The organism is Pseudomonas sp. MPB03, from assembly GCF_046605385.1.
Taxonomy (GTDB): domain Bacteria; phylum Pseudomonadota; class Gammaproteobacteria; order Pseudomonadales; family Pseudomonadaceae; genus Aquipseudomonas; species Aquipseudomonas zanjanensis.
The window spans coordinates 2,875,515-2,899,721 of record NZ_CP176770.1; the positions used below are offsets into that span (position 1 = coordinate 2,875,515).

Annotated in this window: 21 protein-coding genes; 14 read left to right on the forward strand and 7 right to left on the reverse strand. The window is 60.2% G+C overall.

Features of this window, described 5'->3' with window-relative positions; all coding sequences use genetic code 11:
* Nucleotides 1-248 precede the first annotated feature (248 nt).
* The 3 genes from ACLH0I_RS12935 (at nucleotide 249) to ACLH0I_RS12945 (ending at nucleotide 3,421) form a co-directional block, all read left to right on the forward strand.
* Nucleotides 249-1,664, forward strand: a complete 1,416-nt coding sequence (locus ACLH0I_RS12935; RefSeq protein ID WP_411387262.1) for an acyclic terpene utilization AtuA family protein — start codon at nucleotides 249-251, stop codon at nucleotides 1,662-1,664.
* Nucleotides 1,661-1,969 carry a DUF4387 domain-containing protein gene (locus ACLH0I_RS12940; protein WP_250961440.1) on the forward strand — a complete coding sequence of 103 codons (309 nt, stop codon included), beginning with the start codon at nucleotides 1,661-1,663 and terminating at the stop codon, nucleotides 1,967-1,969. Before ACLH0I_RS12935 ends, ACLH0I_RS12940 begins: the two co-directional genes overlap by 4 nt.
* Before the next feature lie 78 nt (nucleotides 1,970-2,047).
* Nucleotides 2,048-3,421, forward strand: coding sequence for an MmgE/PrpD family protein (locus tag ACLH0I_RS12945; protein WP_411387263.1), 1,374 nt, complete (start codon nucleotides 2,048-2,050; stop codon nucleotides 3,419-3,421).
* 50 nt (nucleotides 3,422-3,471) lie between these two features.
* Here the strand turns inward: ACLH0I_RS12945 and ACLH0I_RS12950 are convergent, their stop codons facing one another.
* Nucleotides 3,472-4,677: a citrate synthase gene (locus tag ACLH0I_RS12950; RefSeq protein WP_250961438.1), complete on the reverse strand. Its 1,206-nt coding sequence runs from the start codon at nucleotides 4,675-4,677 to the stop codon at nucleotides 3,472-3,474.
* Nucleotides 4,678-4,938: 261 nt separating this feature from the next.
* On the opposite strand from ACLH0I_RS12950, the gene ACLH0I_RS12955 reads away from it, so the two are divergent.
* The 7 genes from ACLH0I_RS12955 (at nucleotide 4,939) to ACLH0I_RS12985 (ending at nucleotide 12,704) form a co-directional block, all read left to right on the forward strand.
* Complete coding sequence (locus tag ACLH0I_RS12955; protein ID WP_250961512.1) at nucleotides 4,939-6,228, forward strand: CitMHS family transporter; 1,290 nt, start codon at nucleotides 4,939-4,941, stop codon at nucleotides 6,226-6,228.
* Nucleotides 6,229-6,312: 84 nt separating this feature from the next.
* Complete coding sequence (locus ACLH0I_RS12960; RefSeq protein WP_411387264.1) at nucleotides 6,313-7,710, forward strand: OprD family outer membrane porin; 1,398 nt, start codon at nucleotides 6,313-6,315, stop codon at nucleotides 7,708-7,710.
* A gap of 28 nt (nucleotides 7,711-7,738) precedes the next feature.
* Nucleotides 7,739-8,767 (forward strand): phosphoglycerate dehydrogenase, encoded by a 1,029-nt coding sequence (locus tag ACLH0I_RS12965; RefSeq protein ID WP_411387265.1) that lies wholly within the window; start codon nucleotides 7,739-7,741, stop codon nucleotides 8,765-8,767.
* The gene (locus tag ACLH0I_RS12970; protein WP_250961435.1) at nucleotides 8,764-10,131 is read left to right on the forward strand and encodes an acyclic terpene utilization AtuA family protein; all 1,368 of its coding nucleotides are present in this window, start codon (nucleotides 8,764-8,766) and stop codon (nucleotides 10,129-10,131) included. The genes ACLH0I_RS12965 and ACLH0I_RS12970 overlap by 4 nt, the downstream gene beginning before the upstream one ends.
* Nucleotide 10,132: 1 nt before the next feature.
* A complete protein-coding gene (locus tag ACLH0I_RS12975) occupies nucleotides 10,133-10,459 on the forward strand; it encodes a DUF4387 family protein (protein ID WP_411387266.1) in 327 nt (108 codons plus the stop codon).
* Nucleotides 10,456-11,439: an alpha/beta hydrolase fold domain-containing protein gene (locus ACLH0I_RS12980; RefSeq protein ID WP_250961433.1), complete on the forward strand. Its 984-nt coding sequence runs from the start codon at nucleotides 10,456-10,458 to the stop codon at nucleotides 11,437-11,439. The genes ACLH0I_RS12975 and ACLH0I_RS12980 overlap by 4 nt, the downstream gene beginning before the upstream one ends.
* Nucleotides 11,436-12,704: a lipase family protein gene (locus ACLH0I_RS12985; protein WP_411387267.1), complete on the forward strand. Its 1,269-nt coding sequence runs from the start codon at nucleotides 11,436-11,438 to the stop codon at nucleotides 12,702-12,704. The genes ACLH0I_RS12980 and ACLH0I_RS12985 overlap by 4 nt, the downstream gene beginning before the upstream one ends.
* Nucleotides 12,705-12,846: 142 nt before the next feature.
* Here the strand turns inward: ACLH0I_RS12985 and ACLH0I_RS12990 are convergent, their stop codons facing one another.
* On the reverse strand, nucleotides 12,847-13,335 hold the full coding sequence (locus tag ACLH0I_RS12990) for a hypothetical protein (RefSeq protein ID WP_411387268.1): 489 nt from the start codon (nucleotides 13,333-13,335) through the stop codon (nucleotides 12,847-12,849).
* A 396-nt stretch (nucleotides 13,336-13,731) separates the two neighbouring features.
* Between ACLH0I_RS12990 and ACLH0I_RS12995 the strand changes: the two genes are divergently transcribed.
* Nucleotides 13,732-14,937, forward strand: a complete 1,206-nt coding sequence (locus ACLH0I_RS12995; protein ID WP_411387497.1) for a DSD1 family PLP-dependent enzyme — start codon at nucleotides 13,732-13,734, stop codon at nucleotides 14,935-14,937.
* A gap of 28 nt (nucleotides 14,938-14,965) precedes the next feature.
* Here ACLH0I_RS12995 and ACLH0I_RS13000 read toward each other — a convergent pair whose 3' ends face one another.
* The 4 genes from ACLH0I_RS13000 to ACLH0I_RS13015 all read right to left on the reverse strand — a co-directional run bounded on the left by ACLH0I_RS13000 (nucleotide 14,966) and on the right by ACLH0I_RS13015 (nucleotide 19,237).
* Complete coding sequence (locus ACLH0I_RS13000) at nucleotides 14,966-16,183, reverse strand: multidrug effflux MFS transporter (protein WP_411387269.1); 1,218 nt, start codon at nucleotides 16,181-16,183, stop codon at nucleotides 14,966-14,968.
* Nucleotides 16,184-16,418: 235 nt separating this feature from the next.
* The gene (locus tag ACLH0I_RS13005; RefSeq protein ID WP_411387270.1) at nucleotides 16,419-17,345 is read right to left on the reverse strand and encodes a sugar ABC transporter substrate-binding protein; all 927 of its coding nucleotides are present in this window, start codon (nucleotides 17,343-17,345) and stop codon (nucleotides 16,419-16,421) included.
* Nucleotides 17,346-17,426: 81 nt separating this feature from the next.
* Complete coding sequence (locus ACLH0I_RS13010) at nucleotides 17,427-18,218, reverse strand: TIM barrel protein (RefSeq protein ID WP_250961428.1); 792 nt, start codon at nucleotides 18,216-18,218, stop codon at nucleotides 17,427-17,429.
* Nucleotides 18,215-19,237: a Gfo/Idh/MocA family oxidoreductase gene (locus tag ACLH0I_RS13015; RefSeq protein ID WP_411387271.1), complete on the reverse strand. Its 1,023-nt coding sequence runs from the start codon at nucleotides 19,235-19,237 to the stop codon at nucleotides 18,215-18,217. Before ACLH0I_RS13015 ends, ACLH0I_RS13010 begins: the two co-directional genes overlap by 4 nt.
* Nucleotides 19,238-19,421: 184 nt before the next feature.
* Between ACLH0I_RS13015 and ACLH0I_RS13020 the strand changes: the two genes are divergently transcribed.
* Together ACLH0I_RS13020 and ACLH0I_RS13025 are read left to right on the forward strand one after the other, a co-directional pair.
* Complete coding sequence (locus ACLH0I_RS13020) at nucleotides 19,422-21,422, forward strand: sigma-54 interaction domain-containing protein (protein ID WP_411387272.1); 2,001 nt, start codon at nucleotides 19,422-19,424, stop codon at nucleotides 21,420-21,422.
* Between the two features lie 97 nt (nucleotides 21,423-21,519).
* Entirely contained in the window at nucleotides 21,520-22,590 is a 1,071-nt protein-coding gene (locus tag ACLH0I_RS13025) for a M28 family peptidase (RefSeq protein WP_411387273.1), read from the forward strand.
* On the opposite strand, the gene ACLH0I_RS13030 is transcribed toward ACLH0I_RS13025, so the two are convergent.
* Nucleotides 22,587-23,456, reverse strand: coding sequence for a LysR substrate-binding domain-containing protein (locus ACLH0I_RS13030; RefSeq protein WP_411387274.1), 870 nt, complete (start codon nucleotides 23,454-23,456; stop codon nucleotides 22,587-22,589). The genes ACLH0I_RS13025 and ACLH0I_RS13030 overlap by 4 nt on opposite strands.
* Before the next feature lie 127 nt (nucleotides 23,457-23,583).
* On the opposite strand from ACLH0I_RS13030, the gene ACLH0I_RS13035 reads away from it, so the two are divergent.
* Nucleotides 23,584-24,198, forward strand: coding sequence for a DUF1989 domain-containing protein (locus ACLH0I_RS13035; protein WP_411387275.1), 615 nt, complete (start codon nucleotides 23,584-23,586; stop codon nucleotides 24,196-24,198).
* Nucleotides 24,199-24,207: the final 9 nt, after the last annotated feature.

A 24,207-nucleotide genomic window follows, 5' to 3' on the forward strand; every position in this document is an offset into this window, starting at 1 on the left:
TGTAGGCGCCAAGCGTTCATGCGCTGCAATGAACATGCCCATCGATGGCGCCCCCCAGGCAAGTTTTTAACACACCGGCTTGAAAATAAAAAATGGGTCTGGCGCTCTGGCGCGATATTAATCGGGTTATGCCTGGAGTGCCAAAGTTACAGTGTGTTTGTTAATGATATATGGATAAATTCTGTCCACTTGTCAGCGCAATTGCAGCCATTATTATTGGCGCACTGAGTGATCTGAAAGAGGTTGTCATGGCGCAGTTATTTGAAGGTTGCGTAAAAGTGATCGTTCCCTGTGGTTCTTTGGGGGCGGGTGTTCGAGAAGAAGAAATTGCTTATGGATTGGCTGCTGGCGCGCAAGTAATCGCCACGGACGCAGGTTCAACGGATAGCGGCGCGGCCTATCTTGCACTTGGAAAGTCCAAGAACAACCGAGGCGCAGTAAAGCGTGACCTGACGATATTAATGAAAGCGCAGGCGCGATCCGGCGTACCGATCATTGTGGGGACCGCTGGGCAAGCGGGCGGTGACCTCAATCTGGACTGGACCCGTGATATCGCCTTGGAAATCGCCAAGGAGTTGGGCGTATCGCCGAAAATCGCACTTATCTACTGTGAGCAAGACAAGGACATCATCAAGAAGCTCAATGCCGAAGGTCGTATCAAACCGCTCCCGCCTCATGCCGAGCTGGAGGATACAACGGTGGACAGCTGTGAACACATTGTCGCGGCATTGGGAGTAGAACCCTTTATCGCCGCCCTGGATGGCGGTGCCGATATCATATTGGCCGGCCGCGCGACCGACACCGCCGTCATCGCCTGTTATCCCATCTGGAAAGGCGCGCCCTGGGGGCCGTCCTGGCATGCCGGCAAGACGGGCGAATGCGGCGTGCAGTGCGCCGTCAACCCCACGCTTGGATCGGGGATCTTGCTGAGTATTGATGCCAATGGCTTCGAAGTGGAGCCGTTGAGCCAGGACAACCAGTGCACGCCCCATAGCGTCTCGGCCCATATGCTGTATGAGAACAGCGACCCGTTCCGGTTGGTGGAGCCTGGCGGTATCTTGAATGTTGCCCAGGCGCGTTATGCCGATTTGAATGGGCGTGCCGTTCGGGTAGAAGGCTCACGCTGGGAAACGATGCCCTACACGATGAAGTTGGAAGGGGCCGCCGCCGGTTTATATCAAACGATCATGTTGGTGGGCATCCAGGACCCGGATGTGCTCAACGATGTCGATGGGTTTCACGATCGGCTGCTGGAAGCGCTTTACACAAGAGCCCGTCAGTCCATTCCAGCCGAAGAGTTGGGTGAGTTTCATATTTCCTTGCGGATGTATGGATGGAATGGTGTCACCGGGGTCAAGCCGCCTGTCGGAACATTACCGCCAACTGAGATAGGCATGTTGTTTGTTGCCACTGCTGCGACTCAGGAAATAGCCAATACCATTGCCCATGCGTGCAATCCTTACTTCTTTCATTACCCCAGTGTCATGGGTAAGGAATTACCTTCGTATGGATTCGCCTTTACACCGGCGGATATACCCCGAGGCCAGATTTATGAGTTCAAGTTGAACCATGTGGTGCAACTTGAGAATCCCATGGCGTTGGTACGTCTTGAATGGATCGATTTGTCGGACACGCCAATGGCGATGAAGGAGCTTGCACAATGATCAAGTTGCGTGATGTTTGCCGGCATGTCCGTTCCAAACAAGCGGGGCCGTTCTGGATTACGTTCGATATCTTTTTCAGTGGCCGCGAAAATTTCGAGCGTTATGCCGATTGTGCCGCACTTTCCTCGGCGCAATTTGCCAGGCTCTACGGCACCGATCCCGAACGGGTCAAGCGCATTGCAGTGCCGGACCTGGAAATGGTCAAGATTTCTTATCCCCGTGCAACGCCACAAGGCGGCATGGTCGAGCGTGACATGCATGCCGGCCAGCAATACGTCCGCTTGCTTGACGTGGTCATCGACTGAGACGGCGACACCGCGTCGCGCCTTGATCTGTTCGCCTCATGGACGAGGACCGGTCCACCTATTCAACCCGAGGTACTTATGACGGACTCGACCGTAGCGATGCGGCTTGCACGCTATGCCCATGCATTCAGAAAACAGCACCTGCCCGAAGCGATCATCCACCTCGTACGCCAGCGCTTTATCGACAGCCTGGCGTGCGTGCTGGGTGCCTACGGAGCTGACCCGGTAAAGGCCGCGGTGTGTTACGCCGCCGCCAATCGCGCCAAATCATCCAGCGTATTCGGCACGCACCTGCAAACGACCCCGGAAATCGCGGCGTTTACCAATGGCCTGATGGTTCGTTTCCTTGACTATAACGACGGTTATATGGGCCTGGAGCCTGGCCATCCCAGTGACAACATCCCAGCCTGCCTCGCGCTGGCGCAAGCTGAAAACGCAACCGGGGCGGAACTGATGTCGGCCATCGTCCTGGCCTATGAAATCCAGATGCGTTTGCAGGATGCGGCCAGCTTGAACAAGCGGGGCTGGGACCACGTCAATTACATCAACGTCGCAATGGCTGCGGCGGCTGCCAACCTGATGAAGCTGGACGTGGCGCAGACGGAGCAGGCGATCAACATTGCCGTGAGTGGTCACTTGGCCATGCGCCAGGTGCGCAGTGGAGCATTGTCCGACTGGAAGGGCTGCTCCGCCGCGAACGCCGCGCGCAACGCCATTTTCGCCGCCCAATTGGCGCGCCATGGCATGACGGGACCGTCGCCGGTGTTTGAAGGTGAGATGGGGTTCTTCAAGCTGGTTTCGGGTTCGTTCGATCTGGATACCCGTCGTTTCGGTACGCCGGACAATGGCGACTATGCCATACGGCGCTCGTTGACCAAGACATTTCCCACCAATGGCGAGCTGCACACCGCCGTCTGGGCTGCGCTGGATATCCGCAAGCGTATCGATGGCGTAGAAGATATCGCCGCCATTACGATCGCAACGTCTGAATTCAACCGGCGGGTGTTGGCCGATACGCCTGAAAAATGGTTGCCGAAGACCCGGGAAACAGCAGATCACAGCCTGCCCTACAACGTGGCTCGGGCCTTGCTCGATGGCGACATCACGGTGGATTCGTATCGCCCTGAAAAGATTGCCGACCCGGCGGCGATTGCCTTGATGGACAAGGTCAGTGTTGTCGAGGATCCGGCGTTGACCGCACTGTTCCCGCGGCATCTTGCCAACCGTGTCTGCGTGACCCTGATGTCCGGCGAGCAAGTCGTGAGTGAGATGATCACCGGGCCCGGGTCAGTCGAAACGCCGATGACCGATGGCGATTTCGAACGTAAATTCCGGCGCATGGCCATGCCGCATATCGACGCATCGGCACAAGCTGAAGTGCTCGGCTTCGTTGCTGGTCTCGAAAAGCAGACCGAATTCACCTCGCTGTTTGCGGCGATGGCCGTTTCATAGCCAGTCTGTCGCTCCAATGGGCGCTTCCCAGAGGCGCGACCGAGCGAGGATTAACGGCGGGCGGTCTCGCTCGCCGTAGGCAACGTCCCTACGTAACGAGCGCGAGGACGGGCGTCGTGGTGCTGGTTATATTGCTCGCTGGCATGGGCTATCCAGCCGATCAGGCGACCGATCCCTGCCAATGAAATTTCCTGTCCATGCAGCCCTAACTTCTGGCCGATGAAGCTCACCAGCAGGATGAATTCCGGTGGGTACGCCACGAGTTCCGAGGCCACCGCAAACGCTTTTTGCAGTTTTGCGAATTCGCTGTCGCCCTCGAAGACGGCCGTCAACGCCGCCATGAGATTGCTGGCGCGCGGATCGTTGATGGCATGCACATTGGGGCCAAACCCGACGATGTGGCCGTCCTGGCTGTAGCGCTGCAATATAGGTCGCGCAGGGTCTACAGCGGTGCAGATTTCCTCGATCATCCTGCTGGCGGCTTCATTTCTTCCAAAAGCGATTCTGTGGCCCCGGGCTGCGGCAAGTCCGGCAATGACCGCGTAGTAGGGGGTGGCGCCGGTCGTGGCGGCGACACGCACGCTATGGGCGGTGTGGTCCAACTCATGGTCGATACTGAGGATCAGCAGGCGGCGGATCAGGTCGGCGTACGCCGGTGGGGCGCCGCAGGCCTGGGTGATGAATTCATGCAAGGGTTGCGTGCTCGGACCGGTGGCGCCCACCACCAAGGCGGCAAACCATCGGACGACATCGGCGCCAGTACGCGCGTAGCTGTCCGTGGAAAGGTCGAAGGCCTTGGGGTTTTCTCTTTGGACCAATGGGAAAAGCGCGATGGCTTTTTCCTGGGCGGACATGTGTTCGTAGATGTTCAGCAGCTTGACACTGTCCCTCGGTGCACGGGGCAGTGACGTGCCGAACGCAGACGGCACTTGCCAGATCAGCTCGGCGACGTCTTCAACCGTTGCGCGGTCAGCGAGCTCGACGACGTCATGGCCCCGGTAAAACAGGCCATCATCGGTGATCAGCGTAATGGCGCTGTCCGACGGCGACGAGCGCTTGGGCGCGTGCTTCTCTCCCGCCGGACGCTTGACCAGGCGCTGGATGTCTTCGGCCCAATAACGGCGCTTGGGCGTGCCCGGGATCTTGAGGGAGCGGATATTTTTGCGGCTGACGTAGGCGTACAGCGTTGGCAGGCTGATTCCGAGTAGGGCTGCCGCCTCTTCTGCCGAAAGGTAGAGGTCTTCTTGTTCTGGCATGACGAATCCGAGCAGGTTGATTGGAAAGGCGTACATATTTATTAAATATACGGTCATTTCGTCAATGTCTACAAAGCAGCAATTTTTTCTCTGTTGCGTCTTGAGTCATTTGTCCAAACCGACGCGGTGAATGGCGAATATTGACGAAAAAAATCAAGATTTACAGGCTTTCACCCCCTATGTAGATTTCGAGTGTGCAAAAAGTTGTTCACATTGATTTTTGATGGCGTCGATAACAATAAAAACGAAAAGGTGAAACGCATGGCTTGGTTAGGTTTCGCAATGGTCGTCACGTTTATGGCATTGATCATAAGCAAGCGACTGTCCGCTGTGACGGCACTCATCCTCATTCCGGTTGCTTTCGGGCTGGCCAGTGGGGCAGGGCCGGAACTGGGTGGGATGGTGATGGGCGGCGTCAAGCAAGTAGCGCCCACCGCACTGATGTTGATGTTTGCAATCCTGTATTTCGCAATCATGTTTGACGCCGGGCTCTTCGAGCCGGCGGTACGGCGGATTCTGCGGTTTGTCGGCAATGATCCTCTTCGCGTTGTGTTGGGCACCGCACTGTTGGCCACTGTGATCTCGTTCGATGGGGATGGCGCGACGACGGTCTTGATCGTCACCACAGCGTTCCTGCCGCTCTATCTGCGCCTTGGGATGAACCCGCTCATTCTGGCGTTGATGCTCCTGCTGACCAATACCGTGGTGAACCTGATTCCCTGGGGAGGGCCGGTCGCTCGCGCCGCCAGTGCCCTCCATCTCGATGTGGCGGACATGTTCCTGGGCCTGGTACCGGCCATGTTCGCGGGGCTTGCCTATGCATTCGTCGTCGCGTTCTGGATCGGCCGCAAGGAACGGCGCCGCTTGGGCTGGACGCCCGGTCACCAAGACGTTGCACCGCAGGAGGTCGCCTTGCCGACCGTGCAATCCGAAACGCAGCGGCCGAAGCTGTTCTGGATCAACCTGGCGCTCACCGCCGGGCTCATGTACGCCATGGCGACAGGGCTGGCACCTTTGCCCATGCTGATGATGGTGGGTTTTTCCCTGGCGCTGCTGATCAACTATCCACGCCTGTCGGAGCAGAAGGCGCGGGTGGCGGCTCATTCTGAAAGTGTCCTGATGGTCATCGCCCTGATCTTCGCTTCAGGTGCGTTTACCGGGATTTTGTCAGGCACCGGAATGGTCGATGGCATGTCGGGGAAAATCGTCCAGCTGATTCCCGACGGCGGCGGACAATACTTCGGCATCATTACCGCACTGGTGGCTTTGCCGCTGAACTTCCTGTTGTCCAACGACGCGTTCTTCTTCGGCATCTTGCCGGTACTGGGGGCGGCGGGGGCCGAGTATGGTATCGACCCGATGCATATAGCCCGTGCGTCGGTGTTGGGGCAACCCGTCCATGCACTCAGCCCATTGGTCGCCGCGGTGTATCTCATCAGCGGGATCATCAAGCGCGACATGGGTGATATGCAACGCTATTGCCTGCTCTGGGCCATAGGCAGCAGCCTTGTCCTGATTGTCACGGCGGTAATTACCCGGGCGATTATCTGATCAGTTAGTTCTCTGCGCCGAAGTTTCAAGGACGCCAGCTCGCGTCTGCTCACGTCAAAATAAAAATAATAGATGAGGTGGTCGATGAAATCGATTAACGCCGTCGCTATGACGTTGCTGTCGACATTGTTTGTGTCTGATGTTTGTCTTGCGGCAACCATCAGTAATCCCGACAGGTTCCAGCATGAAGGCAAGTTGAATGCTTATCTTCGCTCGATGTATATCAATACGCGGATATCCAACGATTTGATCGAAGATCGTTTTGGTGGTTTTCCGGACGGCGCCGAGTTGGGCGGGACAGGGGTTGGTGCGATCCTCGACTATAACTCCAGTTACTGGGCCGGCGTTGTAGGGTTTGATGCCTCGTTGTATGGCGTGGCGATGATCGACTCCAAAGACAATGGGCGGGATTTGTTCGACGACACCGATGGCACTAACGGTGGCTTTGCAAAAGTCGGCCAGGGTTATTTCAAGTTGCGTTACGAGGGCGACGGCTGGAACGCCGATTCGCAAATAGGCCGGGGCCGGTTCGATGCGGGGACGTTGGTCACGCTCGACACTCGGATTGTGCCGGGATCCTATCAAGGAGGCCGGGCCCACCTGAACTTCACCGAGATGGGCATCGGCCCGCTGCCCGGTACGTTGGGGTTTGAAACCGCCTACATCAACCGCACGTCTCCTCGGGACCGGGAAGACTTCGAACACCTGCTGAGCCAGTCGGGCGAGGAAATAAAGGACCTTTACACCTACGGCATTAAATACGATTTGAAGGCCATCGAACTGGGTTATGACCATGGTGTATCGCGGGACTTCAATGAGAACACCCGTTATGGTCTGACCCTGAAAGCCCCCCTCGGCGATAAAGCCGGCATTGTATTGGACACTCAATATTATGAATTTGAAAAAGCCGGGCGAATCTGGGAGCGCGATTGGCAGGCCGGCGAGGCCGCTTATGACGATGACGCGACGTGGCTGAACATCAATGTGGGTTTATTGCTCGATAAGCTTCGCTTGGGCGTTTCATTTTCCGAGACAAAAGCCGAGTTGACCAACGGACAACTGGGCTACGCCTATTTCGATCATGGCGATAACGTCGACGGCAAGATGGACGCCTGGACACGTTCCGGAAACGACTTTAATAACGACGGCGAACGCACCTGGCAAATAGGCGCCGAATATGACTTGAGCGGACATTCGTTATTAGGCGCTTCGCTGGACGGTTTTAAAGTCATGACCATTTACAAGCAAGGTGAGTTTGACGCCACGGACCCTTTCAGTGGCCGACGCACCGACGTGCGCGAACGGCAGAACGAATACCGTCTTTATTATCGCTTCGACGAAAAGGAATATGCCGGACTTTCCGTGGGTTTGATTTACATCGATTACCGAATCGACCAGGACTTTGTCGCCTTGGTGTCCGCCCAACCCGACAACGTCGTGACTGGCTCGGAAGCCCGGGTGTACCTGGATTACGCATTTTGATTGCCGGACATATATCGAGAGGCCAGAGATGTCTAAACCTCGCCACACCCTAGTGGTTACACAGCGGTTTTTCGATGCAAAAACCGTGCACTTCCTGAAGAGCCACGGCTGTAATGTTGTTATTGCGCAACTGGCTCAGGGGCAAGCGGATGGCGACCTGAGCGAACGCCAGTTGCTCAATCTCCTGGAAGACGCCGACGGTTGGATCGTCGGTCACGCGAATGTCACGTCGAGCCTGCTGAGTAGGCTCCCGCGCCTGCAAGTCATCGCCCGTCGTGGTGTGGGCTACGAGCGGGTCGATACGGCGGCGGTGGCGGCGGCAGGGAAGGTGGCGACCATCGCCATCGGCGGCAACGACGCCAGCGTCGCAGACCACACCGTGGCGTTGATGCTCGCCGTGTGCCGTCAGCTCAAACGCTGCCAGTTGGGGTTGTCGGCCAATGACTGGTCGATTCCCTTGGGAGGCGATTTGTACCGCAAGACCGTTGGCGTTGTCGGCTTGGGCCGGATTGGCCGGGGTGTACTGCAGCGCTTGTCCGGGTTCGAAGTCAAGCCGCTGATCTACACCCCTCATCCAGACAACGCAGAGGTCGAGGGTATCCCCCGAAGTTGTTTTGTCGACCTGGAAACGCTGCTCGAGGAAAGCGATTTCATCACCCTCCATGCACCGCTCAACCGCCACACCCATGGGCTGATCGATAGCCGTGCGCTGAAGCGGATGAAGCCTTCCGCGGTGCTGATCAATACCGCGAGGGGTGGGCTGGTGCGGGATGCGGATCTGCTGTGGGCCCTGCGGGAAAACCGGTTGGCCGGGGCAGGGCTCGACGTATTCGAAAGCGAGTCGGAGCCGGTGCTTTCGGCGGTGACTGAACAACTCATCCAACTCCCCAACGTGATCGTGACGCCCCATGTCGGCGCCTCCACGGTCGAGGGACTCAATCGTACCAATCTGATTGCCGCTCAATGTGCGGTGGCTGTACTGGAGGGGCGTAGCCCGCCTGGCCATTGCGTCATCGCTGACGGACGTCGCTCTACAGACTTGAAGGAGAATCCATGAATACCCCGATTAAAGTGCTGACGCCAACGGGCGCCATTGGCACCGGTTTCCCACGGGCGGCGTTTGACCAGGCGCTGCTGGAACGACCGGACGTGATTGCAATGGACGCGGGGTCTACCGACTCTGGTCCCCATTACCTCGGCACCGGCACGACCAAGGCTTCGGCCTCGATACTGCGGGCCGAGTTGCGTGTGTTCATGCAGGCGCGGGCGGAACTGGGCATCCCGCTGATTATCGGCAGTTGCGGCACCTGTGGTTCCGACGCAGGGGTCGACCTGATGCGCGGTCTGTGCGAGGAAATCGCCGCCGAACTCGGTCAGGCCGTGCGCATCGCGAGCGTCTACAGCGAGCAACCGGCAAGCGTGGTGAAACAAGCGTTGGCGCAGGGACGCATCAGACCCTTGCAACTCGATCACATCGACGATGCCTTGGTCGAACGCTGCTCGCGCATTGTCGCGCTGATGGGCGTAGAGCCCTTCATTCATGCGCTTGAAGACGGCGCGGACATCATCCTGGCAGGGCGTTCCACCGACACGGCGGTGATGGCTTCGCTGCCCATCCTGCGCGGGGCCCATCAGGGCGCCGCCTGGCATGCCGGAAAGATCCTGGAGTGCGGCGCGTCCTGCACGACCACGCCCGCCAACGCGGTGGTAATGGCCGCGATCGACGACACGGGATTCACCATCAAGGCCATTGGTGAGGGCGCCCGGCTCACCCCGCGTTCGGTCATGGCGCACATGCTGTATGAAAACAGCAACCCCCACGTACTCGTCGAGCCCGGCGGCGTACTGCACGTGGAGAGGGCGGTCTACACCGCGTTGGACGAACAGACCGTGCGAGTCGAAGGTTCGGTCTGGACGCCAAGCGAAGACTACACCGTCAAGTTGGAGGGGGCGGCGCCGTGCGGCTTCCAATCGGTGGTCATGAGCATTGTCCGGGATCCGGAATACGTCGAGCGCTTCGATGAGTGGCTGGCCTATCTGGATTCGGTCATGCGTCAGCGGATCGAAAAGCACCTGGGCATCGGCGCCGATGACTATGACTTGCAGTTCCGCGCCATCGGCAAGGATTCAGCGTTGGGATCGCTTGAGTCACGGGTGGGCACGCCCGTGGAAATCGGCGTCATGGCCATCGCGACGTCGGCGACCGCCGAGCGCACCCAGGACATGGTCGCGCTGCTCAATCCTTACCTGCTGCACTTTCCGTTGCCCGGCGACAAAGACCTGCCCACCCACGCGTTTCCTTTCTCGCCGGCCTCGATGGACCGGGGCGTGGTGCATGAGTTCGTGCTCAGTCATGTGATGGTCGTGGCGGATCCGTTGGCACCTTTCCGGTTTGCTATCAAGACAGTCGAGGGCGCGTGAGATGAACACACTTCAAACATTGGGTTATGAGATCCGCTCCAAGAATGCCGGACCGTTTTCCCTGACCATCGATGTGTTCTGCAAGGACACGGACACCTTCGCGCAGATGGCCGCGGAGCCAAAGTTGCAAGCCCCCGCGATTGCCAAGCTGTTCCGCAGGCCTGCGCAGTCGATCAGCATTTTTCCCATCGAGGCGTTGAACGTGATCAAGATCAGCCTGCCGCGTCCAGTGGTTCAGGGCGCCTTGCAGGACCGAGACATGCACGGGGCTCAATGGGCGTTCATCCTGCTGGACGCACTTGGAACCGGTGAGGACCCCCGGCCATGAGTTGCGTTGCAAGCGGGGCGGCGGGTTCACCGCCGCCGGTTCACCCTGACCTGGTGGCCGTGGCCACGACGCTGCGCGAACAAGGGCTGCTACCGGTTGTCCAGGGGGACGTGCAACGTGTCCGGGCGCAACTGGAACGGATTGATGCCTGGGCGGCGCGCCGCAGCGTGCCGCTGTCCTATGAGCGCACCTTGGGTTTTGCTGTCGATGGCCGAACGGTGCCCTGCAAGCTCTATTGGCCGGAGGGCGATGAGACGCCTTGCTTGATGTTCTACTGCCATGGCGGAGGATTCCGTCACGGTTCGCTTGCCGGCTGGGATGCACCGCTGCGCCAACTGGTGCGTGACAGTGGCCTGGCGGTGCTGTCCATCGACTATGCGTTGTCGCCGGAATATCGTTTTCCGGTGGCGTTCAACGAAGTGGTGTCGATCGTCAGCCGGGTGATCAGGCTCGGGGCAATCACCGATTCCCCCGTGCGCGGTTATGCCTTGGGCGGGGATTCGGCAGGTGCCAACCTGGCCTTGGGCGCTGCAGTTGCGCTACGGGATGCAGGGTTTGATGGGCTGCGGCAGTTGCTGCTGTTCTATGGCAGTTACTCGCGCGACCTGGGCTCCGATTCCTGGCGAAGGCTGGGTGGGTATGGGGGGCAGAATCTGTCGGTCGAGACCATGAGCGCCTACTGGGCGAGTTACCTGGTCGAAGATGAGGATGACTGGCGGGTACAGCCGATCATCGCTGACTTGGCCGGCCTGCCACCCGTGCGATTGCTGGTGGGCGAACTGGACCCGTTGCTGGATGAAAACCGGGAGCTGGCGGATCGGTTGGAACGCGCAGGCGTGGCGACACACCTGCAAGTGCTTGCGAACATGACCCACGGGTTTGTCCGATTCAATGAGGTGGCGCCGGTCGTGCGCAATGTGATCGGTGCGCAGGGCAGCGCTTTGCGCAGGGCACTTTGCGCTCAGGCGAACTTCCCATGAACCTGTTCCGTATCGCGAATTTTGCGCGGATCTGCCTCGGGATATTCAGCGTCATGACGGCCAACGCCTCGGCGGCAGGCACGCTCCCCGTCGGTCCTGACGCGGGAGACAGGGAGCTGTCGGCGTTTTATCGCTGGCCTGAAGCAATGCCCGCGCTGCCCGGTGTGCTGCTGCGAAGCGAGACGCTGGCGGTGCCGCCGCAGATGCCCGCCGCCGGGCAGGTGTTGCGCCTGCTCTACAGCTCCACCGACGAGCGCTGGCACTCCGGACTCGTTCCGGTCAGCGGGGCGTTGTACTTGCCGGCTGGGCAGCCACCGCCGCAAGGCTGGCCGTTGCTGGCCTGGGCCCACGGAACGCTGGGGATTGCCGACGCCTGCGCACCGTCCTGGGCTGGATGGCGCGAGCGTGATGGGGCGTATATCAATCGTTGGCTGGCGCGCGGGTTCGCGGTGGTCGCCACCGATTACCAAGGCCTGGGAGGGCCAGGGCCGCATCCCTATACGTTCTGGCAGGCCGAGGGACGCTCTGTCCTGGATGCGATTCGCGCTGCGCGTTCCATCAGGCCTGGCCTGATTGCCAATCGCATGGTTCTGGCCGGGCAATCCCAGGGAGGAGGGGCGGCGTTGGGCGCGGCGATCCTGGCCGGTGGTTATGCGCCGGAGTTGGCTATCCGCGGCGCAGTAGTCACGGCCCCGAACAGCACATTTCCCCATGGTCCCATTGCGTTGCCGCCGCGCCAGTCCAATACGCTGTTCCTGGCATTGGCGTCCGGCGGCTTGCGCGAGGACGGGCCACGGGTAGAGGACATCCTGACGACCAAAGGCCTTGAACTGCTAAGTGTTGCCCGGGAGGGCTGCAGCCGCGACATTGCCCGCAAATCCAAAGCGTTGCAGATCGATTCGTTTGCCGAGCTTCTGACCATTTCCCCCGAGGCGTTGAAGGCGGTGCGCATCCCCTCGACCGACATGCCACAGGCATCGATTGGGTTCCCGTTATTCATCGCCACCGGCCTGGCTGATCAAACGATCACGCCCGTGCGCCAGTATGCGGTCGCCGCGGCGTTGTGTGCCGCTGGCAACCCGGTCACCTGGCGGACGTATGAAGGCCTGGGGCATGACGGGGTGCTGCATGGTTCATTGGACGATGCATTTGCCTTCGTCGAGGCCCAACTCGACGGACCGGGCCATGGCTCGAACTGTTCCACACTGCAAAGGCCCGGTCCGCCGGGTGAAAGGGATGCAGCAGCGTCGTTTAACGACGACTGAGATCCCCCTGTGGGAGCGAGCCTGCTCGCGATGGCGTTGGGTCAGGCAATGAAGCCAGCGGGGAAGGCCTCATCGCGAGCAGGCTCGCTCCCACATTAGATCCGGGTTACGACAGGGAAGGCTTTGTCGAGGCCGCTTGGTCTCAGGAAGCGTCCTGCTGATAGGTGCAACCCACATAAAGGTCGCTGTCCTTGTTTTCGGTGGAGACCACCCGCAGGGTCGCGCCGTTGTCGAGGTTGCGCTGGTAGTCCACGTAGCCGTCGGTATCCAGGGTCTTTTCCAGTTTCAGGGCGCTGGCGAGTTTTTCTGCATCGGCCTTCGGGCTGCTGCTCTTGGCCTGGAGGAAGAAGCTGAAACGGTCGGTCATCACCAAGGTGGTCGACGACACGCCGTGCACTGACAGCGCCGCAGTGGCCTGCCAGGCGCCACCGCCCCACGGGGTATGGGCTTCATCCTTGGCGAGTGACACTTGCTCGGCGTCCACCAGGCCGTTGAATTCGCTGATCTGCTGCGCACTGGCCTGGCACTGTGCCAGGGCCTTGAACAGGTCGCTGTGGCTCGGGGTGGCAGCCAAGGCAGGGGCGGTGGACAGGCACCCGGCCAGGGCGACGAGACCAAGAGAAATTTTCATGAGGACATCCTTGCTCAGTTGAATAAAAGTCGATGGGTACCCGAGGTGAGTGGCAACGGGCATCAGCCATGAACGGCGGCATTGGCGGCTGGGCTGCGGTCGCAAGCTTGCCATTGCGCAGGTGAATATGCCATCAGGGTATCTTTGGAAAAAGCTCGGGGGCTCATAAACGCGTCGCGCCAGTCGTTGCCGCTCTCCAAGGAGGGCACCGCTTTTGGGCATCGGCAAAGCATGGCCGCTAAAGCCCCCTTTCTGGCCCCGCATAACCTCAACGATGGCGCAGCGCTGCCGTAACGTGCACCTGATTGCGCACGTGGAGGGGGGCTGATGAACCGTAGAACCTTTATGCTCGGTACCGCGGGAGTGGGGGCCTTGATGGCAGGGGCGGGGGCGCTGTTGCGGCCGGGCGACCGGGGCGGTCCCTACAACGATTACTTCCGCGCGTTGAATCAGGAGTTGAAGACCCATGGGCCGATGCGGCCCGTGATGCTGATTGACCTCGACCTGCTCGATCACAACATCAATGTGGTCATGCAATCGGTCAAACGTGCCGGTAAACACTTGCGTCTGGTGGAAAAATCCCTGCCGTCACCGGGGCTGCTGGCGTATATCGCCAAACGCACCGATACCCGGCGGCTGATGTCGTTTCACCAGCCGTTCCTCAACCGCGATGCGCTGACCTTTCCCGAGTCTGACATCTTGCTCGGCAAGCCCCTGCCGGTACGCTCGGCCGAGTTGTTCTATCAAACCCACAAAGGCGCCTTCGACCCTGCCAGGCAATTGCAATGGCTGCTCGACACTCCGCAGCGGCTGATGGATTACCGGGCATTGGCCCAGGGCCTGGGCATTCGGATGCGGGTCAATATCGAGCTGGATGTCGGCCTGCACCGCGGCGGCGTGTCTGATCAAGCAGTGCTCGGCGAGATGCTGACGCTGATCAGCACCCATGGGCAGCATCTCGAATTTGCAGGCTTCATGGGGTATGACCCGTTTGTCGGCATGGGCGTGCCCCGGGTCCTCGGTTCGTCCCAGGCCTTGTTCGACCAGGTGATGGTCATTTACAACGGTCATGTGAAGTACGTGCGGGAGCATTTCCCGGCGCTTTGGCATGATGGGCTCACGCTCAATACCGCCGGCAGCCCCAGCTACCGCATGCATGAACAGGAACGCTTGAGCAGCGAAGTCTCGGTGGGAACGGCGTTCCTCAAGCCGACCCACTACGACCTGCCATCCCTGGCCGAGCATGTGCCGGCGGCCTTTATCGCAACGCCCGTGTTGAAGAGCACCGGCCCGGTGAATTTCCCCGCCCTGGATGGCAAGTCCCGATTGTTCTCCTGGTGGGACCCGAATCAGCGCGGGACATTCTTCATCTACGGCGGCAACTGGATGGCCGAGTTCGAGTCTCCCCCAGGGCTGCAAAGTAACGAGCTCTACGGTCGCAGTTCCAACCAGGAAATGGTCAACGGCTCGCCGACGGTAGGGCTGAATGTCGAAGACCAGGTATTTTTAAGGCCAACCCAGACCGAATCCGTGCTGCTGCAATTTGGCGATTTGCTGGCCGTGCGCGGGGGGAAGATTGTCGAAACCTGGCCCGTGTATTGATCGTTGCTTGTGACGTGTTTGGCCGTGATCAAATCTTGCCTCGCAGCAGAAACAACACCAGCGCGACCAGGCAGGCCGTCGCCTGAATCCCACCCAGCGTGGTCATCGGCGCGAAGCTCAAGACCGAGGCCAGCCAGGTGGCCAGCGCAGCCGCCCCCATGGAAAGAAACCCCAGCAGGGCGGAGGCCATCCCGGCTTCCTTGCCGAAAGGGCCCATGGTAATGGCCGTGCCCAGTGGATTGGCCAGGCCCATGCCCCAAAGGAACGTGACCATCGAAAGGGCATACCACCACAGCCCGGGCTCGGTCGGACCGACCAGAAGCAGGCCGCCTCCCATCATGGCGCAGGTTATGCCCAGCAGCGTGACGATCCGGGCGCCAAGACGATGGGCCAGGCGCGGCGCCGCCATGCCGGCGGCGAACACCACAAAGACCGTCGAGGCGAAGTACAAACCGGTCTGCACCGACGTCAGGCCGAGGCCTTGCATCAGGATGGCGGGCGCCGCCGCGAACGAGGCGAACAGGCCGCTCAGCAGCAGGCCCATGGACAGGGCCGGGAGGATGAAGCGCTTATCCACTGCCAGTCGGCAATAGGCGAGTACCACGCTCCTGGCCGAGTGGGGTGCGCGGCGATCGGCGGGATGGGTTTCCCCCAGGTCGCGCACGTAGAAAAACGCCAGTGCAACAGCGGCCAGTCCCACCAGGATGAAGATGGCACGCCAGCCGAGCGTGACGGCCAGGACACTGCCGGCCAGCGGCGAAAAGCCCGGTGCCGCGGCCGTGGCGATCATTGTCAGCGACAGGGCGCGGGCGAGCGTCTCGCCTTCGAACAGATCCCGGGCAATGGCCCGCGACAATACCGAGGCTGCGCACACGCCCAGTGCTTGCACGACGCGTCCGGCGATCAGGACGTCGAGGGTGCTGGCAAAGCCGGCGATGACGGTGCCGACAACGAACACCGACAGCCCGCCCAGGACCAGCTTCTGGCGTCCGTAGCGGTCGGCCAGTGGCCCGACCACCAGTTGGCCCAAGGCGAAGGTGATGAAGAAGCTGGACAGCGTCAGGCCGAGCTCGCGAGCGGTCACGCCCAGGTCTTCACCGATCGCCGCGAACGCCGGAAGGATGATGTTGGTGGAGAGCATGCTGATCGCCGCCAGGCCGGCGAGCAGCGCGACGATTCTGCCGGTCAACGGTTGGCTGGAGGTGTGTTGCGTACCGGCAATCGCCAATGAAGTTCGGGCTTGCATACGTCATTTCCTGCGCATGTGATTGACGTGGACAAAACGCTGATGCCCAACGCTCCGACTTCAGTTCGCGAAGCCGCCGTCGAGTTGATATCCACATGATGATCGTAATATTTTTCAAATATGATGATCGTCATCTCAATCGTCAAGCTAAATATCGGGAATGCGCAGGTGGGGCTGATGAGGGGCAGTGTGTTGCCCCCCTTGCCAGCGTCATGGCGATGTATCAAGTCGCAGGTTATTTGTAATGTTGCTCGAACACTGCCAACTGCTCAGGCTTGATCAACTGGAAGGGCACCCAGACGTCCGTTTCCACTGGCTCGCCCTTGATCATCTTGAGGGCTGCCTGTACCGCGCTGGTCGCCTGGGCCTTGGGGTCCTGGAATATCGAGGCGACCAACATCCCGCGCTTGATTGCCGCCAGGCCGTCCGGCAAGCCGTCGATGCCAACAATCGCAACCTCGCCCTTGGTTTTGCCTGCCTGCTGCAAGGCCATCGCTGCACCGATGGCCATTTCATCGTTGTTGGCGACGATGGCATCGAAACGACTCCCGGCCAATAACCAGTTGCTGGTCAAATCCATCCCTTTGTTGCGCTGCCACTCGGCACTTTGCTGCTCGACGATCTTGATCCCGGGATAATCCTTGAGCACCTGTTTGACGCCTTCGGTGCGGTCGTGGGTAGCGTTTTGCGCCAGGTCGCCCATGATGATCGCCAGGTTGCCCTTGCCGCCGAGTTTTTCGGCCAGGTAGCGCATTTGCAGTTGTCCGGCCTCGATGTCATTGGAGGCCACGGTGACGACGCCTTTGGGCAAGGTGCGCTCGTCCGGGTGACGGTTGACGTAGACCAGCGGCGTCTTCGCATCGACCGCGGCGCGGGTGATGTTGGCGGTGGCGGAGGTGTCCACCGGCAGGACAATGACCGCGTCCACTTGCTGGTTGATGAACCCCTGGACCTGGTTGAGTTGGCGCACCACATCGCCCTGGGCGTCTTCGAACTGGATTTGCACGTTTTCCTTTTTCGCGGCCTCGTCCAGGCCGTTACGTACGTAGGTCATGAAGTTGTCGTCGACCCTGGCGATGCTGACGCCGATGCGATAGTCGGCGGCGGCCCATTGGCTGAACAGCAACAGCAGGGTGGCGAAAAGCAGTGTGCAACGACGCATGATGGTTATCCTTTTGTTGTTATGGGTTGAAACGTCACCAAGAACTGAAAATCTGCCGCACATGTTGAGTGCGTCGGGGCTTTATCCATCAAGCGTGAAGGCCTGCCTGAAACGCTCGAGCGCGACCTCGCTGTCACTGCTGGCCCAGCCTTCCAGGCCGACGACACCGCTGTATCCCATGCCGAACAAGGCCCTGGCAATCGCGGGGTAGTGGATTTCACCGGTGCCGGGCTCCCTGCGCCCCGGGACGTCGGCCACTTGGATTTCGCCGATGGCGCTGCCGGCGCGCTGGATCAGTTCGATCAGGTTTCCTTCGCCGATCTGGGCATGATAGAGGTCCAGGTTCATTTTCAAGTGCGGGCTGCCCACGGCCTCGATCAGCGCCAGGGTGTCGTCTGCGCGGGCGAAAGGCGTGCCCGGGTGGTCGACCTCGGTGTTGAGGTTTTCCAGCAGGAACACCCGGCCCGCGTCTTCCCCCAGGCGAGCGATTTTTTCCAGCGTCTTGCAGGCGCTCAACCACATGCGGCCGGTGGTCTGGGCCACGGGTTTGACCGGCAAGCCCTGATCGCCCAGGCCGGTGCCGTGCAGGTTCAGGCTTGGGCAACCCAATTGAGCGGCGACGGCCAGGGATTCCTGGGCGCTGTCGAGCAACTGTCGGATATCGTCGGGGTCAGTCAGGTTGCCCGACAGGTAGCCGGTCATAGAGGTGAAGTCCGCGCCCGTCGCCACGAGGGCCTGGATGTCCTTGGTCGCCCAGTTCCATATCTCGACGCTGAAGCCCAGCGCGTGGATGCGTCTGACCCGTTCGGTAAAAGGCAGGTCGAGGAAGACCATCTCGGCGCTGATCGCCAGTTTGAATGGGATGAAACTCATGACAGCGCTCCTTGCACGCGCACCGTCTTGCCCTGTTGGAAGGACTCGATACAGGCGCGGGCAATGGCCAGTGCTGCCCGGGCATCTTCACCGCTGGCCAGGGGTTTTTCGCCGCTGCGCACACAACTGGCGAAGTGATTGAGTTCGGCCACGTAGGCATCACGCAGCAAGTCGGTGTCCATGCGCTGGGTGTCGGCCTGCACACCATTGGCCAGGTACCGCAGCAAGTCGGAATCGTTGACGTTGCCCATGGTCAGCATGCCGGCGCTGCCGAACACTTCGCCGCGGACATCGTAGCCATACACGGCTTGGAAATTGGCCTCGGCGGTGGCGATGGCGCCATTGTCGAAGCGGATCGTGACCACCGCGGTGTCGAGAAAACCTTTGTCCTTGTAGGCGGGGGCGATCAGGGCATCGGCCATCACAAAGACTTCAACCGCCTCGGCGCCCGGGTTCAGGTAGCGCAGGGTATCGAAATCATGGATCAGGGTTTCGAGGAAGATCACCCATTGCGGCGACGCGGCCGGGTTGTTCAGGGCCGGGTCTCGGGTCAGTGAGCGCAGCAGTTGCGGCGTACCGATCCGGCCGGCCATCACATCCAGATGAGCGGTGCGAAAGCTTTTGGCAAAGCGTCGGTTGAAGCCGACTTGTAGCGTCACTTGTGCATCGGCAGCGGCGGCGATGGCGCGATCCGCTTCGTCCAGGGTGATGGCCATCGGTTTTTCACAGAACACGCTTTTGCCGGCCCGGGCCGCGCTGATCACCAGCTCGGCATGGCTGCGCGCCGGCGCGGCAATCAGCACGGCGTCGATGTCCGGGTCATCCAGCAACTGCTGTGGATCGGTATAGACCTTCTGCACGTCCAGTTCTGCCGCCAGGCGTGCGGCTTGGCCGGGGGTAGGGTCGGCGATGGCGGCGAGGCACGCGCCAGGGATGTGCCGGGCGGCGGTCAGACCGTGGAAACTGCCCATGCGGCCGGCACCGATGAGGCCCAGGCGGAGGGTCTTGGATGTGCTCATGAATATGACTCCCTTTATTGTTTTTACGACTCGGCGGCAAGAATGTCCTCGTCTGTTCATGCAGGGAGCAAGTGCTGTGCCAATAGTTAACTTATTGATATTTAATGGTTTTTATTTGAATCAATGTTCATGTCGATGACATGTCTATACTGACATGTCGAAAATATGAACATGTGGCCGAACCATGGATCAGCAACCCCTAGCATTGAGCGACGAAGACCGCGATTACCTCACCACGCTTGGCCCAGCGTCGTTGAACGACGGGCCGGGCACGGCGCTGGAGGAGGCCTGGCGAGCGTGCTGGCAAGGGCAGGCCGAGCGCCCAGTCGGGATCCGCCGGGTGATCTGGGAATCCTGGTTGCGCAGCGTCAGTGCCGGCCTCGATCCGGAAGACGGCGCGTACCGTTTTGTCGCGCCCGCCGACCTGACCGCGACACTGGCTGCCAACCGGGAACTGATCGCGGCGGCGGCGCAAGTCATGCGCGGTTTGCTCGCCTATAACCCCAGGGGCCATATCAACCTGACCGATGCCGAAGGCACCACGTTGTATTTCTGCGGCCTGGACCTCACCCCCATCGGCAGTCGACTGCTGGAGTCGGTGCAGGGCACCAATTGCACCGGGCTGGCAATCGTCGAAGACCGCTTGGTGTATGTGCTGGCCGAGGAGAATTTCGGGCTTGGCCTGCGCCAGCGCCGCATGCATTGCGCCGCCGCGCCTATTCGCGATGGCCAGGGCCGGACCCTGGGCATGTTGACCTTGACGGCCGAGCCAGGCTGGTTTCACTTTCATACGCTGGGCACCGTCCAGGCCGCGGCCGAGGCTGTCTCCAGGCAGATGACCCTGCAGGCCTTGCTGGAAGAACAACAGACCGTGCTTGAGGTGCTCAACGAGGGCTTGGTGGTATTGGATGAGCGCGGTTGCATCAAGGCGCTCAACCATTACGCCCGACAGTTGTTTCGCGTCGGCCATGACCTGCTCGGCAGTCCGTTCCAGAGCCTGGGGCAGAGCGAATTGACCGATGCGGTCCTGCTCGGGGGCGGTGACGGGGTGCGTGACTTGGACTGCACCTTTGAACTGCACGATCGCAGCCATCTGGCTTGCCTGGTGTCGGTCTGCCCGCTGGCGCAAGGCGGGCGGATCGTTTCGTTGCGCGAGAACCGACGCATCCGGGAAATCACCCGGCGGATCATCGGCACCCAGGCCAGCTACACCTTTGAAACCATCCTGGGCCGCTCGCAGGCGATCCAGGATGCAATGCACTTGGCGCGGATTGCCAGTCGCAGTGATTCGACCACGCTGATCCTCGGCGAGAGCGGCACGGGCAAGGAGCTGTTCGCCCAGGCCATCCATAACGCCAGCGATCGTCGTGGCGGGCCTTTCGTGGCGGTCAATTGCGGCGCGATTCCGCGAGACCTGGTGCAAAGCGAGCTGTTCGGTCATGTCGAAGGCGCTTTCACCGGGTCGGCTCGCGGTGGGTCGGCCGGCAAGTTCGAACTGGCCGACGGTGGGACGATCTTCCTCGACGAAATCGGTGACATGTCCTTCGATGCGCAGGTCAGCTTGCTGCGTGTCCTGCAGGAGGGTGAGGTGACACGGGTGGGTGCGAAAAAATCGCTGCGGGTCAACGTGCGCATCATCGCTGCCACCCACCGCAACCTGAGCCAGGCGGTGGCCGAGGGGGCTTTTCGCGAGGACCTTTACTACCGGCTCAACGTGCTGAACCTGACGGTGCCGCCATTGCGGATGCGTCGCGAGGATGTGCCGTTGCTGGCGCGGCATTTTCTCGCGCGTTGTGCCCGGTCGCTGCGCAAGACGATGCAGGACGTTTCGCCAGCGGCGCTGGATTTGCTGGGTGCCTATCACTGGCCGGGCAATGTCCGTGAGCTGGAAAACGTCATTGAACGGGCGACGAACCTGGCAATGACCGAACTGATCCAGCCGAGTGACCTTGCGTTGGAAATCAGGCAGCGCGGGCGACCCTCGATCTGGGCAAGTGTGCCAGAACCGCGGACGGCGCCGGACCTGGGCACCCATGAAATGAACGCGATCATTGCCGCCCTCAAGGAGACGCGCGGAAACATCCGCCTGGCTGCCCAACGGTTGAACGTGTCGCGCGGTGGTTTGTACAACAAGATGAATCGATTCGGACTCAAGATCGAAACGTTCCGTTCGGGGCTGGATTGACCTGTCATGACCGAGGGAATACCGATTTGAACGGACGGGAAGCGGGTGGGGTCTACGCTGTTCAACGGTCGTGACGGGAACCTGTCTGATGCCTCCAATGAGTATTCAGTCTTTGCTCGAAGAATTGCTTCTGGCCCGCGGCCCCGGCGGGCAGGAAGATGAAGTCCGGGAAATATGTCTCAGGGAACTGGGCAAGCACTGCGATGAGGTCGTTGTCGACGAGGCCGGCAACATCCGGGGACTGATCAAGGCGTCGGATGAGTCTTCGCAAGCACAGCCCATCAGGGTCATGGCGCACCTCGATGAAATTGCCATGATCGTGAAGAAAACAAGGCCCGACGGTAACTTGGAAGTCGTGGCGCTGGGCGGTGCCCAGCCCATCTGTTTTGGCGTTTGTCCGGTCGACATACTCGGCGATAACCAATGCCTGCCCGGCGTACTGTCTTATGGTTCCATGCACAACACCGGCGGCTCCGCCCAGGGGCGGGATGTGCTGTCAGGGGCGGTGCAGTGGAGCGATGTCCATGTCATCACCCGCTGTTCCCAGGATGAGCTGACCGCCGCCGGTATCCGGCCCGGCGTGCGCGTGGTGCTCAGCCGGCACTGGCGCCGGCCATTCCAGGTGAAAGACACGGTCGCCGCCCACTTCCTCGATGACCGGGCGCCCTTGGCGGCCGTGATCACCACCGCGCAACAGCTGAAAAACAAAAGGCACGCGCTCAAGCAAGACGTCTGGTTCGTCTGCACGACACTTGAGGAAGAGTCCAACGCCGGTGCGCTTTATGCCGCTGCCCGCGTGCCGGGTGACACCACCATCGCGGTCGAGGTAGGCCCGGTCCTGGAGGAGTACGGAACGGTGTTATCGGCAGACCCGATTATCAACACGGGGGATCAAAAGGGTTATTACACCCGCTCTGTCGTGGATGCCCTGGTCAAGGCTGCACAGCGCTCGGGCTATCACCCACAAGTTGCGCTCCTGGTCGATTTCGCCTCCGATGCGAGTGCGATCATGAGTGCGGGAGTGGCCGCGCGAGCGGGGTGCATCGCCATTCCAACGGAAAATACCCATGGCTTTGAAATGGTGCTCCATGAAGGCATCGTTGCCTGTGCGGCGACACTCACTGAGTACCTGCTTGACCCTTCGGGGATGAGTACGACGCACTCTTAAAGGTGTTCTTTAAGGTAGTGGATGAATGCTCGCGCCAACTGTGATGGCTCCTCCTGTGTGGGAAGCAATAGCGCAATTTCGTATCTGATCGCTGGTGAGAAGGGCTTCAGGACAAGATGGCGAGTGAAGGACCGGCTGACCACCGGATCGACGATCCCCACCCCCAGGCCGGCGCCGACCAGTTCGCAGGCTGTCGAGAAAAACTCTGTCTCGGCCACCACGTTCCAAGATGATCCATAAGCCGAAAAAGCCATGGCCAACTGCTGATAGGTAGGATCGCCCTTGAACAGCGAAACGAACGGTACGCCATCCAGGTCTGCCGGGGTAATCACGTCCAACGCTGCGAGAGGGTGACCAATCGGCATCATGCATTGGCATTCATACGAAATTACCTCCATGTTGGAAGTCGGGTAATCGAGCGGCAATTCGGCGATGGCCAGGTCGAATTGCTGCGTTGTCATCAGTTCCCGGACCGACTGGGAGTTGCGGGTGATGATCTTGAGTTCCAGCCCTGGGCGCTCTTTCGCGAACTCGGCCATCAATCGTGGCAGCAGATGGATCGAGATGCTGGCATAGGCCGCGACTGCCAGGTGGCCGCGTTTTCCTGTTCTGATTTCCTTGGCGATGCGATGGGTTTTTTCCACCGCTTCCAGCGCACGCTCAGCCTCGACGAAAAATAATCGGGCTTCAGGTGTGGGTTGCAAGCGACCGCCTTTGCGCACGAACAGTTTCAGGCCGGTCTCATGCTCCAGATTGGCGATGGTGCTGCTGATGGCCGGCTGGGAAATGTTCAAAAGCTCTGCGGCACGGGTCATCGTGCCGTGGATCATCAAGGTCCTGAAGCACTCTAGCTGCCGGATTCGCATGGGCCTACCCTATAAATTCAACTTATACCGAGGCCACTTTATATTATTGGTTTGCGGTTTTGCGCTGTGTTTTCCTTGATGGCAGGTACTCGGCCGTCGGCCTTTGTCTTGCGAGGAAAACAAGAACATGAATGCAGTAGATACCCTTCCCAGCACAGAGCTGGTCCGCTTGCCTGCCCGGCGGGGTGTTGCGCTCCGGTTGCAACGGGGGCAAACCCTCAAGCTCATCAACACCCATGGCAAGCAGGTCGTCGACACCTGGGCGTTCAACCCGGATGATCTCTGCGAAGTCATGTCGATGGAGCACAGTCGGCCTTTTTGGTTGAAGCTGAACCCGTGCAAGGGTGACAGTCTCGTGACCAACAAACGCCGGAAAATCCTCACGCTTGCGCAAGACACCACACCCGGCGTGCATGACACGCTGGTGGCCGCCTGCGATCCGACGCGTTACGTACAGTTGGGTGTCGTTGGTCATCACGACAGCTGCAATGAAAACCTCTTCCTGGCCCTGGATGCCCTTGGCCTGGTGGCGACCGAAACCCCGAGTCCCTTGAACCTGTTCATGAACGTGCCGGTTCATCGGGACGGGCGCATCGAGTTCGCCGCGCCGGTCAGTGAGCCTGGGCAGTATGTGTGCCTTACGGCGGAAATGGATGCAATTGTGGTGCTCTCTGCTTGTCCCCAGGACATTACTGCCGTAAATGGAATGGAGCCCCGGGACGTTCACTATTGCATCCTCTGAATCCGCTGC